Origin of the sequence: Arthrobacter sedimenti (assembly GCF_042652025.1) — a bacterium.
In the GTDB taxonomy this organism is placed as follows: Bacteria; Actinomycetota; Actinomycetes; order Actinomycetales; family Micrococcaceae; genus Arthrobacter; species Arthrobacter sedimenti.
Genome location: NZ_JBHSDQ010000009.1, coordinates 47,022 through 63,729, shown reverse-complemented (window position 1 = coordinate 63,729; position 16,708 = coordinate 47,022). Strand labels below are relative to the sequence as shown.

At 67.5% G+C, this 16,708-nt stretch carries 13 protein-coding genes; 2 read left to right on the top strand and 11 right to left on the bottom strand.

Features of this window, described 5'->3' with window-relative positions; all coding sequences use genetic code 11:
* Nucleotides 1-36: 36 nt before the first annotated feature.
* The 11 genes from ACFO0G_RS17640 to ACFO0G_RS17590 form a co-directional block, all read right to left on the bottom strand.
* Nucleotides 37-1,626 (bottom strand): ABC transporter ATP-binding protein, encoded by a 1,590-nt coding sequence (locus ACFO0G_RS17640; protein WP_376979331.1) that lies wholly within the window; start codon nt 1,624-1,626, stop codon nt 37-39.
* A 4-nt stretch (nt 1,627-1,630) separates the two neighbouring features.
* Complete coding sequence (locus ACFO0G_RS17635) at nt 1,631-2,419, bottom strand: energy-coupling factor transporter transmembrane component T (RefSeq protein ID WP_376979247.1); 789 nt, start codon at nt 2,417-2,419, stop codon at nt 1,631-1,633.
* Nucleotides 2,420-2,428: 9 nt separating this feature from the next.
* The gene (locus tag ACFO0G_RS17630; RefSeq protein ID WP_376979245.1) at nt 2,429-3,343 is read right to left on the bottom strand and encodes an ECF transporter S component; all 915 of its coding nucleotides are present in this window, start codon (nt 3,341-3,343) and stop codon (nt 2,429-2,431) included.
* Between the two features lie 147 nt (nt 3,344-3,490).
* Entirely contained in the window at nt 3,491-4,516 is a 1,026-nt protein-coding gene (locus ACFO0G_RS17625; protein ID WP_376979243.1) for a nucleoside hydrolase, read from the bottom strand.
* A 6-nt stretch (nt 4,517-4,522) separates the two neighbouring features.
* A complete protein-coding gene (locus ACFO0G_RS17620) occupies nt 4,523-5,500 on the bottom strand; it encodes an aldo/keto reductase (protein WP_286403488.1) in 978 nt (325 codons plus the stop codon).
* A gap of 9 nt (nt 5,501-5,509) precedes the next feature.
* Complete coding sequence (locus tag ACFO0G_RS17615) at nt 5,510-6,070, bottom strand: hypothetical protein (protein ID WP_286403485.1); 561 nt, start codon at nt 6,068-6,070, stop codon at nt 5,510-5,512.
* Nucleotides 6,067-6,687, bottom strand: coding sequence for a DUF402 domain-containing protein (locus tag ACFO0G_RS17610; protein ID WP_286403482.1), 621 nt, complete (start codon nt 6,685-6,687; stop codon nt 6,067-6,069). The genes ACFO0G_RS17615 and ACFO0G_RS17610 overlap by 4 nt, the downstream gene beginning before the upstream one ends.
* Nucleotides 6,684-8,657 carry a 1-deoxy-D-xylulose-5-phosphate synthase gene (gene dxs / locus ACFO0G_RS17605; RefSeq protein ID WP_286403479.1) on the bottom strand — a complete coding sequence of 658 codons (1,974 nt, stop codon included), beginning with the start codon at nt 8,655-8,657 and terminating at the stop codon, nt 6,684-6,686. The genes ACFO0G_RS17610 and dxs overlap by 4 nt, the downstream gene beginning before the upstream one ends.
* A 142-nt stretch (nt 8,658-8,799) precedes the next feature.
* On the bottom strand, nt 8,800-11,613 hold the full coding sequence (locus tag ACFO0G_RS17600) for an aconitate hydratase (RefSeq protein ID WP_376979240.1): 2,814 nt from the start codon (nt 11,611-11,613) through the stop codon (nt 8,800-8,802).
* A 165-nt stretch (nt 11,614-11,778) separates the two neighbouring features.
* Nucleotides 11,779-13,167, bottom strand: coding sequence for a class I SAM-dependent RNA methyltransferase (locus tag ACFO0G_RS17595; RefSeq protein ID WP_286403475.1), 1,389 nt, complete (start codon nt 13,165-13,167; stop codon nt 11,779-11,781).
* Nucleotides 13,164-15,140, bottom strand: a complete 1,977-nt coding sequence (locus ACFO0G_RS17590) for an APC family permease (protein WP_286403472.1) — start codon at nt 15,138-15,140, stop codon at nt 13,164-13,166. Before ACFO0G_RS17590 ends, ACFO0G_RS17595 begins: the two co-directional genes overlap by 4 nt.
* Before the next feature lie 118 nt (nt 15,141-15,258).
* On the opposite strand from ACFO0G_RS17590, the gene ACFO0G_RS17585 reads away from it, so the two are divergent.
* Together ACFO0G_RS17585 and ACFO0G_RS17580 are read left to right on the top strand one after the other, a co-directional pair.
* Complete coding sequence (locus ACFO0G_RS17585) at nt 15,259-15,933, top strand: potassium channel family protein (protein WP_142134218.1); 675 nt, start codon at nt 15,259-15,261, stop codon at nt 15,931-15,933.
* Nucleotides 15,930-16,685, top strand: a complete 756-nt coding sequence (locus tag ACFO0G_RS17580) for a potassium channel family protein (RefSeq protein ID WP_286403466.1) — start codon at nt 15,930-15,932, stop codon at nt 16,683-16,685. Before ACFO0G_RS17585 ends, ACFO0G_RS17580 begins: the two co-directional genes overlap by 4 nt.
* Nucleotides 16,686-16,708 lie beyond the last annotated feature (23 nt).

The window sequence follows — 16,708 nt, the reverse complement described above, 5'->3', positions numbered from 1 at the left end:
GGCTGTCTGGCCCCACGGGTGAGGCGGCACGGACGGTCAGGCCGGCACCAGCCGGCCGCCGTCCAGCGCCACACTGCGGTGCGCTGCCGATCGTGCATAGCCCAGGTCATGGGTGACCAGCACGACGGCGGCGCCCTCCGCCGCTGCCGACCGTACGGCGGCGTCGAGCAGGTCCAGCCCGTCCCCGTCCAGCGCCACGGTGGGCTCGTCCAGTGCCAGGACGGCGGGCTTGCGTGCCAGGACGGTTGCCAAGGCCAAAAGCCGCTGGGCCGACGCCGGCAGCTCGGCCGGATGATCGTGGGCCGCATCCGCCAGGCCCACCGCCCGCAGCGCCGCGGCGGCACGGTTCCTCGCCGTCGCTGGGCCCACCAGGCGGTCCAGCCCAAAGCTGACCTCCCGGAGCACGGTCCGCTCAAACAACTGGTCGCGCGGCTGCTGGAACAGCAGGCCCACCGAGGCTGCGGTCCGCCCCACGGGCGCTCCGGCGATGTCAGTACCCCCAACTGCCACGCTGCCCGAAGTGGGACGCAGCAGGCCGTTGAAGTGCCGCAGGAGGGTTGATTTGCCGGCGCCGTTGCGGCCGGTCACGGCAACGATTTCACCCGGATTGACCGCCAGGTCGATGTCGCGCAGCACCAGGGCGGGATGCTTCGGCTCGCATGCCTGGGCAGATTTCCTCTTTCGCCTGCCGCGGGCTGGTGCTTCCGGGTACCCGAAGGACACATTCCGGAGCTGGAGCGCAGGCCGCCCTGGCTCTGTTCCGGCGGCCTGTGGCAGGGCGCGCGCCGCAGCCTGCATGGGGACGGGGTGCCGGATCGATGCCGGCAGCGCCCCTGGACTGTTCGCCAAGCCGGCAGGCGGCCCGCTCGCGGTGACCGTTCCCTCTGACAGCACCACCCAGGTGCCGGCTTCCCGGAGCAACGGATCAATGGTTTGGCTGAGGATCACGACGGCGGTGCCGCGGTCCTGGAGGTCGCGCACCAGGGCTGCAAGCTCCGCAGCCCCTGCCGCGTCCAGGGAGGCGAAGGGCTCGTCCATGACCAGTACCGGGGGGCCCACGATCATCGCGCAGCCGATGGCCAGGCGGCGCAGCTGGCCACCAGAGAGGTGCGCCGGGTCCTGGTCCAGCTTGCTGCGCAGTCCCAGCAGAGCGGCGGTGTGCTCCACGGCCGCCACCATCGCTCCGCGGTCGATCCCGGTGTTTTCCAATCCGAACGCCAGCTCCTCGGCCACCGTCGCCCGGACGGTGGACAGGACGGTGGCGGGGTCCTGCGGGACGAAGCCCACGTGTCTGCCCCACTCGGCGGGGTTGATCCGCGGATCCCCCGGGCCGCCGTCGAACTCCAACCGGGTGCCGGACAGCTCAAGGAACCCTGACAGGGCTCCGTGGGCGCCCGGTGGCAGCCAGCCTGCCAGGAGGCGGCCCACGGTGGATTTGCCGCTTCCCGAGGCGCCCAGGATGGCTGTGAAGGACCCGGGCGGAAAGGAAACAGCCACCTCCCGCAGTGCAGGTGCGTGCGCGTCGTGAAAGGTGAATTGCCGGATCCCGGCAGCGAGCACGGGCACGGGTGCATTACTGTCATTGCCGGTATTGCCTGCACCGTTCTGTGGGCCGCCCGTGACCATGCGCTCAGCCACCCGAGCCTGCCTGCACCAGACGGAGCACCACCGCTGCCACGGCCAGCAGCACCAGGACCGCGCGTGCCGTCCGCTGCAGGCTGGAATCGGGAACCTCCCGGTAACTGGTGCGCGGACCGGTGCTGCTCAATCCCCTCGCCTCCAGAGCGGCCGCCCTGGTGCCGGCGTCCTCGATCAGGGACAGGACCAGGGGGACGGCTTGCAGTCTGAACGCGCCAGCCCGGGACACCCGGCTGCGGGTGACCACCAGGCCGCGTGATTCCTGGGCCTGGCGGATCCGTTGTGCCCGTGCCGCGATGGCGGGCAGCAGGGTCAGGGTGGACGCCAGCACGAAGGCGAACCGGCCCTGCACGCCGCGGGCGGACAACGCGGCCACCAGGTCAGGAACATTGACGCTGAAGGAGAACAGCAGCAGGGCCATGACGACGGCGGCCAGCTGCAGGATCCGCTGGCCTGCGAACTCCAGGCCCTCTGCCGTGACCCGGGAGGGTCCCCACTCCGCCAGCACAGTTCGGCCTTCAGGGAAAAACAGCCCGTGCAGCACCAGCAGCGACAGGCCCAGCGGGACCAGGACTGCTGCGGCCGCCGGCACCACGCGGCGGGCTGTGCCGCCCGCCAGGGACAGGCCCAGGCACGCGGCAACCACGGCGACTGACAGCTGCCAGCTTGCGGCCGCCGTCGTAATGGCCGCCGTGCTGCCGGCAGCGGCCAGCCAGGTCAGGGGATTAAACTTTGTCCGCCTGGTGCACGCCGCAGTCCTGCCTGCCGGGGATGCTGTCACCGGGGCCGGTCAGCCCTTCGGGGCTGAATCGCGGGCAGTGCCCGGGACCGGAGCCTGGGCAGTGCCTTGGGCTGGGGCCTGCACCGTACCCTCGGCCGGGGCGTCCACGCGGGCGTTGGCTGCCGGGGTGTTGCCGGCCAGGACCCGGTGGCGCCGGATGAAGGGGAACTGCTGGCGTGCCCGGCGGGGCAGCGCGTAGGCCAGGATGGCCACGATGGTGAACACGATCGCCTTATCCATGGGATCGGAGATCAGCGCCTGCTTGGTGATGGCGCCCAGGAGGGTATCGCCCATGGCCCGGAAGGCGCTGACGATGGCGCCGGTCGCTACACCGGAGGTTCCGCCGAAGACGAAGGCAGCCACGGGTGCGGAGACAACGCCTGCGATGATCCCGGTGACGAAGCCGGCGACCGGAGCCAGGTAGAAACGGCGGAAGAGGCCGTAGCGTGCTGCCAGTCCCGCCAGGCATCCGATGAGCGCGGCGCCGGCGGCAAACGGAAGGACTGTGGGGTTGAAGAAGGACCAGACGATGCTGCTGAGGGCCCCTGTGGCTGCGCCGGCTGCCGGTCCGGCCAGGACGGCGATCAGCACTGTGCCGAAGGCATCGAGGTAGAAGGGCACCAGGGTGCTGCCGACGAACTGGCCCAGCACGATGTTCAGGACCAAGGCCACCGGGATCAGTACCAGGGTGGACGCGGGCAGGGTGGGCAGGACGGCGACGATCAGCAGGACGGCCCCCGCCAGGAAGCCGGCGAGGGCAATCAGGGCCGACGCGCTGCCGGGGCCGCCGGTGATGTCGGCCGGCTGGTTGAGCACCAGGTAGATGTAGGTTGCCGCGATGGCCAGGGCGCCGAGGATCTCCAGCAGCCGGCGCCGGGCCGGGATGCGTTCCTGTGACGGGAGCGTCAAAGAGGGCGATGACATGGGGAATGTTCCTTTGGGGTGCAGGCAGTGGCCCGGCAGTACCGGGCCGGAGTGTGGCTGCCTATGTCACCTCGGCAGCAGCCGGCGGCAACTGCGCCGGGCCGGTCCGGAGCCTATTCTACCGGCCATTCCGCGGTGCGGGACCTGCTATCCCACGCGCCGGGCCAACATCCCGACGGCGGACACGAGCTCACCGAAGGCCTGCCGGGGGTTGTTCCCGGACACAACCCGGGCGTTGGGGGGCGCGCCCCAGAGTCCGCGGAAGTCGGCCACCGTTGTTCCCATCAGGAGCGGGGAGTCGGTTTCGACGTCCACGGTGGCGGGCCGGGCGGTGTACTCGAGCGTGCCGGCGGCGACTCCGGCGGCGAAAAAGTCGTGGACGTGGGCCAGGTACCCCTGGTCGTAGTGCCGGTGGAATTCAAAGTAGAAACGAAGGGCATCGGACAGGTGCCTGACCAGCGTGTTATCGGAGGTGCTGCGCCGGCCTTCGGGGTCCCCGGGAAGCACCAGTTCCGGGACGGCGGCCCCGGCGGCCTCGGCCAGCGCCTGAACGTGGGCAGGGTGCAGCTCCATCCGTTCGGTGGTCTCCAGCGAGCAGACGATGGGCAGTTTCTCCTCCGGGCGGCCCCGGTACGCGGCGTAGACCTCCTTGGCGGCGTGGGGATCCACGTGCGTGTTCCATTCGGCCGTGGGCGTGGTGTTTCCCTGGTGGTAGAAGGCACCGCCCATGATGACCACCTCGGCCAGGAGGTCGGGAAGCTCCGGTTCCTTCCGCAGGGCCAGGGCGAAGTTGGTCAGCGGGGCCGTGATAAGCGCGGTGAGCTCCCCCGGCCTGGCCCTGGCGTACTCGATCCAGAGGTCCACCGCGTCCCGCGGGCTAAGCTGGCCGGATGGATCAGGCAGGACGGCATAGCCGATGCCCTGGGGTCCGTGGGTTTCCGGCGTGGTGAGCAGCGGGATGGACAGCGGCTTGCGGGCACCGACTGCCACCTGCACTCCGGGCCGGCCGCACAATTCCAGCAGCGCCAGGGTGTTGCGGGCCACCTGGTCCGCGTCCACGTTCCCCGGCGTGGCCGTCACCGCCACGAACTCGGTATCCGGAAGGGCGGCAAGGTAGGCAAGCGCCAGGGCGTCGTCGATGCCGGTATCAACGTCCAGCAGGTAGGCGGGCACGGCTGCCTAGAAGAGTGCCACCTTGGGCACTGCGGGGAAGATCCCGTCCAGTTCGGCGAGGTCCTCGGGCGTGGGGACCCAGTTGGCCGCTTCCGCGTTCTGCCTGACCTGCTCCGGCCTGGTGGCGCCGGCGATGACGCTGGCCACCGAAGGCTGGGCGGCGAGCCAGGAAAAGGCCACCTCGATCTCCGTCAGGCCGCGTTCCTTGGCGAAGGCGCTGAAACTGGCCAACTGGTCCCAGTCGGCGTCGTTCACCAGGTTGGTGCGGGTGTGGCTGAGCCGGGACCCCTCGGGCGCGTGGCCGGGCGCGTACTTGCCGGTGAGCAGCCCGTTGGCGAGCGGGAAGTACGGCAGCACGCCCAGGCCGAACTCCTCGGCGGCCGGGGTCACTTCGAGTTCGGCACGCCGGTCCAGGAGGTTGTAATGATTTTGCGACGAGATGAACCGCTCGGTGCCCAGTTCGCGGGCCACGTACTCCGCTTGGGCGATCTGCCACCCGGAGCGGTTGGAGTGACCGATGTAGCGGACCTTTCCGCTGCGGACCAGGGTGTCCAGCGCCGCCAGGGTCTCGTCAATGGGCGTCAGCGGGTCCGGGGTGTGGAACTGGTACAGGTCGATCCAGTCGGTGCCCAGCCGGCGCAGCGAGGCCTCCACCGCCTGCACGATGTAACGCCGGGAGCCGCGGGCGCCGAAGTCCGGGCCGTTGGCGCCCTTGGCGTCCATCCCGAACTTGGTGGCCAGGACCACATCACCACGGCGGGCGCCGAGTGCCTTGCCGAGCATGGTCTCGCTGAGGCCCGGTTCCCGGCCATAGGTGTCTGCGACGTCGAACAGGGTGATGCCGGCGTCGATCGCGGCATGGACGACGGCGTCTGTTGCGTCCTGCGACTCCGTGGCGGTGTTCGCCCGGCCCAGGTTGTTGCAGCCAAGTCCGACGGTGGAGACGGTGAGGCCTGATTTTCCGAGGCGGCGGTAACTGGTCAACGTTGTCTCCTAAAGGCTGAAGCTGGCGGCGGGCTTGGCTGAGTGCTTGAGTTTGAAATGGTCCGGGTCTTTGTAGGGCGCAGCGCCTATGCTGAGCTTGGTGAAGTCCAGGTCCTCGCCCCGGATGCAGACCTTGATTGCGTTGACCGCCTTGTTCACGTCCGGGCACAGGCAGAAGATGTTGAGCTTGTAGTCGCTGAACTCCGAGCGCTCTACCGTGCCCAGGCCGCGCCATGCCAGGTGGCTGATCAGCGCGTCCTTGGCCTTCTGCTCCAGGTAACGGTCCCGGTCCGTGCCTTCCCTGGTCTTGAGGGCGAACTGGGCCACCACCCAGAACTGCTCCTCAGTGGGGATCTCGGCGTAGCCGTCCTCCGCGCACTGCGCCGCAAAGGCGTCCAGGAGCCCGTCGGCAGCAGCGGCGTCGGGAACGTCGGTCTCCTCCGTCTTGCTCTGGTGCCCCACGGCCCCGAAATTCATCACGAACTGGGAATAGTCCTCGTCAAACCAGGCTTCCCTGAACTGGAGGGCGCCCTCGTCGTCGCGCTTGTAGACCCTGACAATGCCGCTCATGTGGTGCGTCCTTTGGTAAACCATTCGACGTCGGTGCCGTCGAACGGCGCGTGCTGTGCCTTCACGGCGTGGTAAAGCCCGTCCGCGGCAGCCTGGATGTCCTCGATCAGCCGCTGGGGGTAATGCATGGAGACGCTGTGCTCCGCGAACTCGTCCTGGTCGTCGATGAAGACGCCGCGCGCCTCGGTCCGGATGACGTCCAGGTCCATGTCGATCACATGGAACTCGGTCACCTCGGGCCGGATGTGTGTCCACTCGTGGCCGACCGCCAGGTCGATGTACACGCGCACGCCGCCGGGGTGGGCGGAGTCGTAGAACGTGGCCACCCAGTCACCCTCGCGCGGCACCAGCAGCACCGCGTCGGAGCGCGTGTAGAAGGCGGCGCCGGGGCGGGAGCAGAACTCGTTGGTGCCCTGGAAAATCCACCAGCCGTGCTGGTCTTCGCCGACGTACCGGCCGGGCACAACCCAGTGGGCCTTGCCATTCCACTTGCGGTTGCGGGAAACCACCAGTTGGCCCGGCTCCAGCCCGTTGGGGACGCGTGTGGTTGTGGTGTGCAGAACCGGTCCGGACTCCCCGGCAGGCCCGGGGTACTTCAGTTCATCCTCGTCCCTCACAGGATCGGAAGGCTGCCGGTGGTGGGGTGCTGCTGCCCGGGCAGGGGCCGCGCAAACGGAACCTTCGTGCCGAGGACCTGGGCCACGACGTCGTGCGTGATCTGCTGGGCGGTAAGCCCGACGCGCTCCAGCACCTGGTTGCGGGTGCCATGCTCCAGGAACTCAACGGGCAGGCCCACCTCGTTCAGTGCGGTGTCCACGCCTGCCGCCCGCATTTCCTGCCGGATGCGCGAGCCCACGCCGCCGGCGCGGACGCCGTCCTCGATGCAGATCACCAGCCGGTGGTGCGATGCGAGCGCAATGATGGACTTGCGGACCGGAAGAACCCAGCGCGGATCGACCACTGTGGTACTGATGCCCTGCGCACCGAGCCGGTTGGAAACGTCAAGGGCCAGCTCGGACATGGCGCCGACGCTGACAATGAGTACGTCGTTTTCAGTGGAGCCGGAGGGGCGGCGGGCAAGGACGTCCACGCCGTCGCTCAGCCGTTCCAATGCCTCAACTGCCGGGCCAACAGATCCCTTGGAGAAACGCACCACGCTGGGGGCGTCGCTGATGGCCACGGCCTCGCGAAGCTCCTCCCGAAGCCGGGTGGCGTCACGGGGCGCCGCCAGGTGAAGGCCGGGAACGATCTGCACCATGGCCATGTCCCACATCCCGTGGTGGCTGGCACCGTCGGGGCCGGTGACCCCTGCGCGGTCCAGGACGATGGTGACGCCGGCTTTGTGGAGGGCGACGTCCATCAGCAGCTGGTCGAAGGCCCGGTTCAGGAACGTGGCGTAGACGGCCACCACAGGGTGCAGCCCACCGAAGGCCATGCCCGCGGCGGCGGTCAGCGCATGCTGTTCGGCGATCCCGACGTCGATGACCCGTTTGGGGTGTTTGGCCGCAAACTTGTGCAGGCCCACCGGGATCAGCATGGCGCCGGTGACACCGACAATGTCGTCGCGTTCGTCGGCGATGGCGGCGATCTCGTCCGCAAATACGGAGGTCCAGGACTGCGCGCCGCCGCTGCCGGTGGGCTCGCCTGTCTCCGGATCGATGATGCCAACGGCGTGGAATTGGTCGGCTTCGTGGGCGCGGGCCGGAGCGTAGCCGTGGCCTTTTTCGGTCATGGCATGGACGATGACGGGGCCACCGTAATTCTTGGCGGTGGAAAGTGCGTTCTCCATTGCCTGGAGGTTGTGGCCGTCCACCGGGCCGATGTATTTCATGCCGAGGTCCTCGAACATGCCCTGCGGTGCCCACCAGTCCTTAATGCCCTTTTTCATGGCGTGCAGGCTCTTGTAGGTGAACTGGCCCACGGGGCCGCCGTTTTGCAGCCTCTTCTTCCACCAGTCCAGGGCGCCCTCGTAGGCAGGGGCGGCTCGGAAGGAGTCGATGGTAGGGCGCAGTGAGGCAAGGTAGTCGGCAAATCCGCCTACGGTGGGGGCATAGGAGCGGCCATTGTCGTTGACCACGATCACCACGCGGCGCTTCTTGTCAGCCGCGATGTTGTTGATGGCCTCCCAGGCCATGCCGCCGGTGAGTGCGCCGTCACCCACGATGGCCACCACATGCCGGTCGCCTTCGCCGGTGAGCTGGCGGGCACGGGAGATTCCGTCGGCCCAGGACAGGGACGACGACGCGTGGGAGCTTTCCACGATGTCGTGTTCGGATTCAGCGCGGGCCGGGTAGCCGGAGAGGCCGCCTTCCTGGCGGAGCGTGCTGAAGTCCTGGCGCCCGGTGAGGAGCTTGTGGACGTAGGACTGGTGGCCCGTGTCGAAGACGATGCTGTCACGGGGAGATTCGAAAATGCGGTGCACGGCCAGCGTCAGTTCCACGACGCCGAGGTTGGGCCCGAGGTGGCCGCCCGTCTGGGAGACGTTCGTGATCAGGAATTCCCTGATCTCCGAAGCCAGCTGTTCCAGCTGTTCCTCGGTCAACTCGTTCAGGTCCTGCGGATTCCGGATGGTGTCCAAGATTCCCAATGACCCCTCCTTTGGATGGTAGACGTGCCGTTTAACTCTAACGCCTCGGTTCGCAGGGCCGGACGTGGTTGAAAAGCCGAAGCCCCGGCTGGTCGGTGACCGGCCGGGGCTTCGGGAGGATGGTGCCTGCTGGCAGAGCCCGCTAGTTGGCGGAGATCTGGCGCAGCACGTACTGCAGGATGCCGCCGTTGCGGTAGTAGTCCGCTTCACCCGGGGTATCGATGCGCAGGACGGCGTCGAAGGACTTGGAGGAGCCGTCCTCTGCCGTGGCGGTGACCTTCAGGGTCTTGGGCGTGGTGCCCTCGTTCAGGGCGGTGACGCCCTCAACCGAGAAGGTTTCCGTGCCGGTCAAGCCCAGGCTGGCAGCGTTCTCGCCGGCCGGGTACTGCAGCGGCAGGACGCCCATGCCGATGAGGTTGGAGCGGTGGATGCGCTCGTAGCTCTCGGCGATGACGGCCTTGACGCCCAGCAGCGCGGTGCCCTTGGCGGCCCAGTCGCGGGACGAACCGGAACCGTACTCCTTGCCTGCCAGGACAACCAGCGGGGTGCCGGCTGCCTGGTAGTTCTGGGCGGCGTCGTAGACGTAGGCCTGCGGGCCGTCTGCCTGGGTGAAGTCGCGGGTGAAGCCACCCTCAACGCCGTCAAGGAGCTGGTTCTTGATGCGGATGTTCGCGAATGTTCCGCGGATCATCACTTCGTGGTTGCCACGGCGCGAGCCGTAGGAGTTGAAGTCCTTGCGCTCCACACCGTTGGCCAGCAGGTACTGGCCGGCAGGGGTGTCGGACTTGAAGGAACCGGCCGGGGAGATGTGGTCGGTGGTGACGGAGTCGCCGAGCTTCAGGAGCACGCGGGCGCCGGAGATGTCCTTGACGGGCTCCGGCTGCGCCTGCATGCCTTCGAAGTACGGGGGCTTCCGGACGTAGGTGGACTTCTCGTCCCAGGCGAAGGTGTCGCCGGCGGGGGTGTCGAGCGCCTTCCAGCGGTCGTCGCCCTCGAAGACGCCCTCGTAGCCCTTGGCGAACATGTCCTTGTCGATCGAGGAATCGATGACCTGCTGCACCTCGACCGGGTTGGGCCAGATGTCCTTCAGGAAGACGTCGTTGCCGGCTTCGTCCTGGCCCAGCGCGTCGTTCTCGAAGTCGAAGTCCATGGTTCCGGCCAAGGCGTAGGCGATGACCAGCGGCGGGGAGGCCAGGTAGTTCATCTTGACGTCCGGGTTGATGCGGCCTTCGAAGTTGCGGTTGCCGGAGAGGACTGCGGTGACGGAGAGGTCGTTGGCCTGGATGGCCTCGGAGATCTCAGCGTCCAGCGGGCCGGAGTTGCCGATGCAGGTGGCGCAGCCGTAGCCCACGATGTAGAAGCCAAGCTTCTCCAGGTAGGGGGTCAGGCCCGACTTGTTGTAGTAGTCGGTGACAACCTTGGAACCGGGAGCCACGGAGGTCTTGACCCACGGCTTGGCGGCGAGGCCCTTTTCCACCGCGTTGCGGGCCAGCAGTGCGGCGGCCAGCATCACGGACGGGTTGGACGTGTTGGTGCAGGACGTGATCGAGGCGATCGACACCGCGCCGTGGTCCAGTTCGAATTCGCGGCCATCGGCGGTCTTGACCGCAACCTTCTTGGACGGGCGGCCGTTGGACTTCGGTCCATGGGCGTGCGGAGCTTCCTCGGAGAGGTGCGTTGCCGTTGCCGTGAACGACGGCGAGTCGGACGCCGGGAAGCTCTCATCGATTGCTTCGTCCAGGCTGCCGTCGGCGAGGTCAACCTTGACGTAGTTGCGGAGGTCCTCGCGGAACTGGGCCTTGGACTCGGAGAGGATGATGCGGTCCTGCGGGCGCTTGGGGCCGGAAATCGACGGGACAACCGTGGACAGATCCAGTTCCAGGTACTCGGAGAACTTGATGTCGCGGGAAGGATCGTGCCAGAGGCCCTGTTCCTTGGCGTATGCCTCGACGAGGGCCACGTTCTGGTCTGCGCGGCCGGTGAGGCGCAGGTAGTCCAGGGTGACGTCGTCGATGGGGAACATCGCGGCGGTGGAACCGAATTCGGGGCTCATGTTGCCAATGGTGGCGCGGTTTGCCAGCGGCACCGCGGCCACGCCTTCGCCGTAGAACTCAACGAACTTGCCCACCACGCCGTGCTGGCGGAGCATCTCGGTGATGGTCAGCACCACGTCGGTGGCGGTGGCGCCGGCGGGGATGCTGCCGCTGAGCTTGAAGCCGACAACCCGCGGGATCAGCATGGAGACAGGCTGTCCCAGCATGGCTGCCTCGGCTTCGATGCCGCCAACGCCCCAGCCCAGGACGCCCAGGCCGTTGACCATGGTGGTGTGCGAGTCGGTGCCCACGCAGGTGTCAGGGTAGGCGCGGAGCGCACCGTCCACTTCGCGGGTCATGACGGTGCGGGCCAGGTATTCGATGTTGACCTGGTGCACGATGCCGGTTCCCGGAGGAACCACCTTGAAGTCGTCGAACGCGGTCTGGCCCCAGCGCAGGAACTGGTAACGCTCACCGTTGCGCTGGTACTCGATCTCCATGTTGCGCTCCAGCGCGCCGGAGTTGCCGAAGGCATCGATCTGCACGGAGTGGTCAATGACCATTTCGGCCGGTGCAAGGGGGTTCACCCTCTTGGGGTCACCGCCCAGGTCCTTGACGGCCTCACGCATGGTGGCGAGGTCGACCACGCAGGGAACGCCGGTGAAGTCCTGCATGATCACGCGCGCCGGCGTGAACTGGATTTCTGTATCGGGCTCCGCATTGGGATCCCAGCCTGCCAAAGCGCGAACGTGATCGGCAGTGATGTTCGCGCCGTCCTCGGTCCTCAACAGGTTTTCAAGCAATACCTTGAGGCTGAACGGAAGGTTTTCTGCACCTTCAACGGAGTTCAGCCGGAAAATCTCGTATTCGGTTCCGGCTACATTAAGTTTGCCTTTTGAACCGAAACTGTCCACAGTGCTCATCGCAGGACTCCTCTCGCAACAGTTTCATCTTTGTCGCGCGGTTGACCGCCTGCTAGTTAGGACGCCCTAAGTAGCTCCAGGGCCCGAAAATTGCACACGGCCGGCCGAGAATTCGGGCGCGACGTGGGACTACTACCGCCATCGTAGTCCAAAACCCCGGACGCATCACGGACCCGGAGTCAGCAATGCCACCGTCTCAAGGTGGTGGGTATGGGGGTAGAGATCGAAGGCGCGGAGGCCTGTGAGTTGCCATCCTGAGCGGCGGAAGTAACCGAGGTCACGGGCGAACGACGCCGGGTCGCAGGATACGTAGGCGATGGCCCGGGGCTGCGATTCGACCAGTTGGCCGACAACGGCTTTCCCGGCACCTGCCCGGGGCGGGTCCAGGAGCAGGGCATCGAAATTCCGCGGCTTTTGGCGCAGGACCCGCTCCACCCGGCCCTGGGCCACCTCCACCTGGGCAGCGGAGTGAAGGTTCTTCCGGGCGTCGCGGCTGGTTCCGGGCGCCCCTTCCACGGAGAGCACGGAGCCCGTCTCCCCTACTGCATCGGCCAGGACCGCGGTGAAGAGCCCGGCACCGGCGTAGAGGTCTGCAACCACCGCGCCGGGATGCAGGAAGTCCCCTTGCTCCAGGAATTCCGTGACAGCCCCCACAAGGGTCCCGGGCGCGTCGCGGTGAATCTGCCAGAAGCCCTCGCCGGTCACGCGGTATTCGTGGCCGACGGCGGATTCCTGTACCCAGGTGCGTCCCCGGAGCTGGGTTACCTGCCCGGTCAGCGGATCAAAGGCGGCGACGGACGCCTCCGCCGGCACGTCGGCGGCGATGGCGCGCAACCGTTTTTCCTTCGTTCCGGGAGCCGGGGCCAGCAGCACCAGGGGGCGCGATCCGTTGGCGGGCGCGGCCACCTCAACGCGCTCCACCCCCTGCAGGTCCAGGTCCCACAGGCGCAGGGCGTTGATCGCTTCGCTGGCCAGGGGCATTTCCCGCACCGGGATGATGTGGTCGGAGCGGTGGGCGTGCATTCCCAGCCTGCCGGCGGGGGTGACCGAGAAGCTGGCGCGTGTGCGCCACCCAAGGCCGGTGCCGCCGTCGCCCGTCTCCCCTACTGCTTCCACGCCGCCGGTCCACACGGAGGGCACCTGTTCGAAGCCGGCCAGCCGGGTGAGCTGCTCGGCCAGCACGTCCGCCTTCAGGCTGCGCTGCCGGGCCAGGGTGATGTGGCCAAACTCGGCGCCGCCAACCGGCGGGTGGCCGTGGCTCCAGGCGCGCAGGGAATCGGCCGGGCGCCAGAAGTGCTCCACCCGGTCCGGGGAAGCCTCCAGCACTTCAACGACATCCGCCCGCCAGAACTTGGCGCCGTCACCCGCATCGGTCAGCCGGGCACGCACCTTCTCGCCCGGGATGGCATGGCGGACAAAGACCACGCGGCCTTCATGCCGCGCCACGCAGTGCCCGCCGTGGGCGACGGGCCCGACGTCCAGCACCGCCTCTTCGCCGGTGTGGCCGGCTTCTCCGGTTTGGGGCTGGGTGGCGGTGGGGGTCCTGCTGGTCACTGCACGTCCTGGAGGTTCTTTGCTTCTTCGGATGATTTGAGCTGCCAAGGCACGCTGGCCACCATGACCCCGGGCTCGAAGTGGAGGCGGGTCTTGATGCGCAGGGCCGTCTGGTTGTGCACCAACTGCTCCCACCACTTGCCCACCACGTATTCGGGGATGTACACCACGATGAGGTCCCGCGGGGAGTCCATGCGCATCTGCTTGACGTAGTCCATGATGGGCGTGACTGTTTCCCGGTAGGGGCTGGCGAGGACGGTCAGCGGGACCGGAATTTCGAGCTTGTCCCAGTCGGCAATGGTGTGCGCCGTTTCCTCCGGGTCGATGTCCACGGTGATGGCGTCAAGCCGCGAGGGCCGGGAGGCGCGGGCGTAGGCGAGGGCCCGCAGGACCGGCTTGCGCACGTGCGAGACCAGCAGCACCGCGTGCACCCGGGTGGGGAGCGCCCGGGGGGAGGAATCCTCGTCCACCGCCAGTTCCTTCGCCACGTTGTCGTAGTGCGCCCGGATGCTCCACATGATCAGGAACAGGATGAACATGGCCAGCAGGGCGATCCATGCGCCCTGCTCGAACTTGGTGATGAGGACGATCACCAGCACCAGGCCGGTCATGCCGAAACCGATGGTGTTGATGGTGCGCGACTTCATCATCCGGCGCCGCACGGCCTTGTCCTTGGCGAGTTTCAGTTCCCGCCCCCAGTGCCGGATCATGCCCAGCTGGCTGAGGGTGAAGGAGATGAAGACGCCCACGATGTACAGCTGGATGAGCTTGGTCACGTCGGCGTCGAACGAAATGATGAGCACCAGGGCGCCGGCGGCGAGGGCCAGAACGCCGTTGCTGAACGCGAGCCGGTCACCTCGGGTGCGGAGCTGGCGGGGCAGGTAGCCGTCCTGGGCCAGGATGGAGCCCAGCACCGGGAAGCCGTTAAAGGCGGTGTTGGACGCGAACACCAGGATGACGCCGGTGGCGGCAACCACGATGTAGAAGGGGATGCTGCCCGCGCCGAAAATGGTCTGCGCGATCTGGGAGATGGCCGGGTTCTGGACGTAGCCCTCCGGCAGCGGCTTCCCGTCCAGCAGGAACTCCTTGGCGGGGTCCAGCACGATGTGGACCTTGGTGACGTTGGCCAGGTAGATGATGCCGGCCAGCATGGCGGCGCCGATCACGCCGAGGAGCAGCAGCGTGGTGGCCGCGTTCTTGCTCTTGGGGTGCCTGAAGTTGGGAACGCCGTTGCTGATCGCCTCCACGCCCGTGAGCGCCGCAGCACCTGAGGAGAAAGCCCGCAGCAGCAGGAACGCACCGGCCAGGCCCACCAGGCCCTGGTCGAAGCCCTCCGACGGGACAATCGTGAACGCGGCCGACGGCGCCTGCCCCAGCTGCCCCGTGGCGGCCTGGAACATGCCCACGGCGGTCATGCCGAGGATGGACGCCATAAAGATATAGGTAGGGACGGCGAAGACACTGCCGGCTTCCTTGATGCCGCGCAGGTTCACCAAGGCAAGGATGACGACGCCGATGGTGGCGATGACGGCCTGCTCACCGTGCAGCGACGGCACAGCCGTGGTGAGGTAGGCGGCGGCCGAGGACATGGACACGGCCACCGTCAGCACGTAGTCCACCAGGAGGGCCGACGCCACCGTCAGGCCCGCGTACTTGCCCAGGTTCTCGTTGGCGATCTCGTAATCGCCGCCGCCCGAGGGGTACGCGTGCACATTCTGCCGGTAGGACGCCACCACCGTAAGCAGCACCACCATGACGGCCAGGCCCACCAGCGGCGAGATGGCCACGGCGCTGACACCGGCCAGGGCCAGGGTCAGCAGGATCTCGTCCGGAGCGTAGGCCACGGAGGACAATGCGTCGGATGCGAAGATCGGGAGTGCGATCTTCTTCGGGAGCAGGGTATGGGACAGGCGGTCATTCCTGAAGGGACGGCCCACCAGCACGCGTTTGACGGCGTTCAGTATTGTCAACACCCCACAAAGCTAGTCTGATTCGGGAGCGATGTCATGACGGGCCCCGGCCGGGCCGAACCAGGACCATGCCGGTAGAGTTCTAGCTGCACGATCCTGACATACATAAAGAGGAGATACGGTGGCGCATTTCGTGATCATGGGATGTGGCCGGGTGGGGGCAACGCTGGCGCACACGCTGGAGGATGCCGGGCATTCCGTGGCCATCATCGACCAGGACGACCGCGCTTTCCGCCGGCTCCGCCAGGGCTTCACCGGCCGGAAGGTCACCGGGGTGGGCTTTGACCGTGAAACCCTCAAACAGGCAGGAGTGGGCGAGGCCTACGCCTTCGCTGCCGTTTCCAGCGGTGACAACTCCAATATCCTGGCGACGCGGGTTGCCCGCGAAACCTTCCACGTGCCGCATGTCGTCGCGCGCATCTACGATCCCGGACGCGCGGAGATCTACCAGCGCCTGGGCATCCCCACGGTGGCCGCCGTCCGCTGGAGCGCGGACCAGGTGCTGCGGCGCATCCTCCCCGAACAGCACCTCGCGGGCGACTTCCGCGAACCGTCCGGACGCCTGGTCCTGGCCGAGCTGGACCTCGACGCCGGCTGGATCGGGCACCGGATCAGCAGCATCGAAAAGGCCGCGGATGTCCGCGTGGCCTATCTCACCCGCTTTGGCGAGGGCATCCTTCCCGATGCCGGTACCGCATACCAGGACGGCGACACCGTGCACGCCATGCTGCAGGTGGACCGCAGCGCCCAGATCGCCCAGGTCCTCGCCAAAGCCCCCGCCAAGGAGTACCAGTGAAAGTCGTTATCGTCGGCGCAGGCAGCGTCGGGTCATCCATCGCCCGGGAACTACTGGCGCACAAGCACGAGATCCTGCTGATCGACCTCAAGCCCGAGGTGATCGGCCGCAGCGGCCTGCGGGGCGCCCACTGGCTGGTGGGCGACGCCTGCGAGCTTTCCACCCTGCAGGGCGCCAAGGTGGAGGACGCCGATGTGGTGGTTTCCGCCACAGGCGATGACAAGGTCAACCTGGTGGTGTCCCTGCTGGCGAAAACGGAGTTCGGTGTTGGCCGCACCGTGGGCCGGGTGAACAATCCGAAGAACGACTGGATGTTCAACGACTCCTGGGGCGTCGACGTCGCCGTCAACACCCCGCAGCTCATGACCGCCCTGGTGGAGGAAGCGGTGGAGATCGGTGACCTGGTCCGGCTCCTGACCCTGCAGACGGGGGTGGCGTCGCTGGTGGAATTCACCGTCCCGCATGACTCGCACGTGATCGGCATGACCGTGGGAGACATTCATTGGCCCGAGGACGCCACCCTGGTGGCCATCCTGCGGGACCAGGCACCCATCACCCCCAGCAGGGACGACGTGATCGACGGCGGCGATGAGCTCTTCTTCGTCACAACCATCGCCGCTGAGGACGGGCTCCGGGAACTGCTCTCCTCCGCGCCCGGCAGCATCGACGCCGGCCACGGGACGGCGGGCAGCAGCACGCCCGCCGGCGCCGGCCACGGGCATGCCACGGACGACGACGGCTTCGACGGCTAGGTTCGCCGGCGCACCGTTGATGC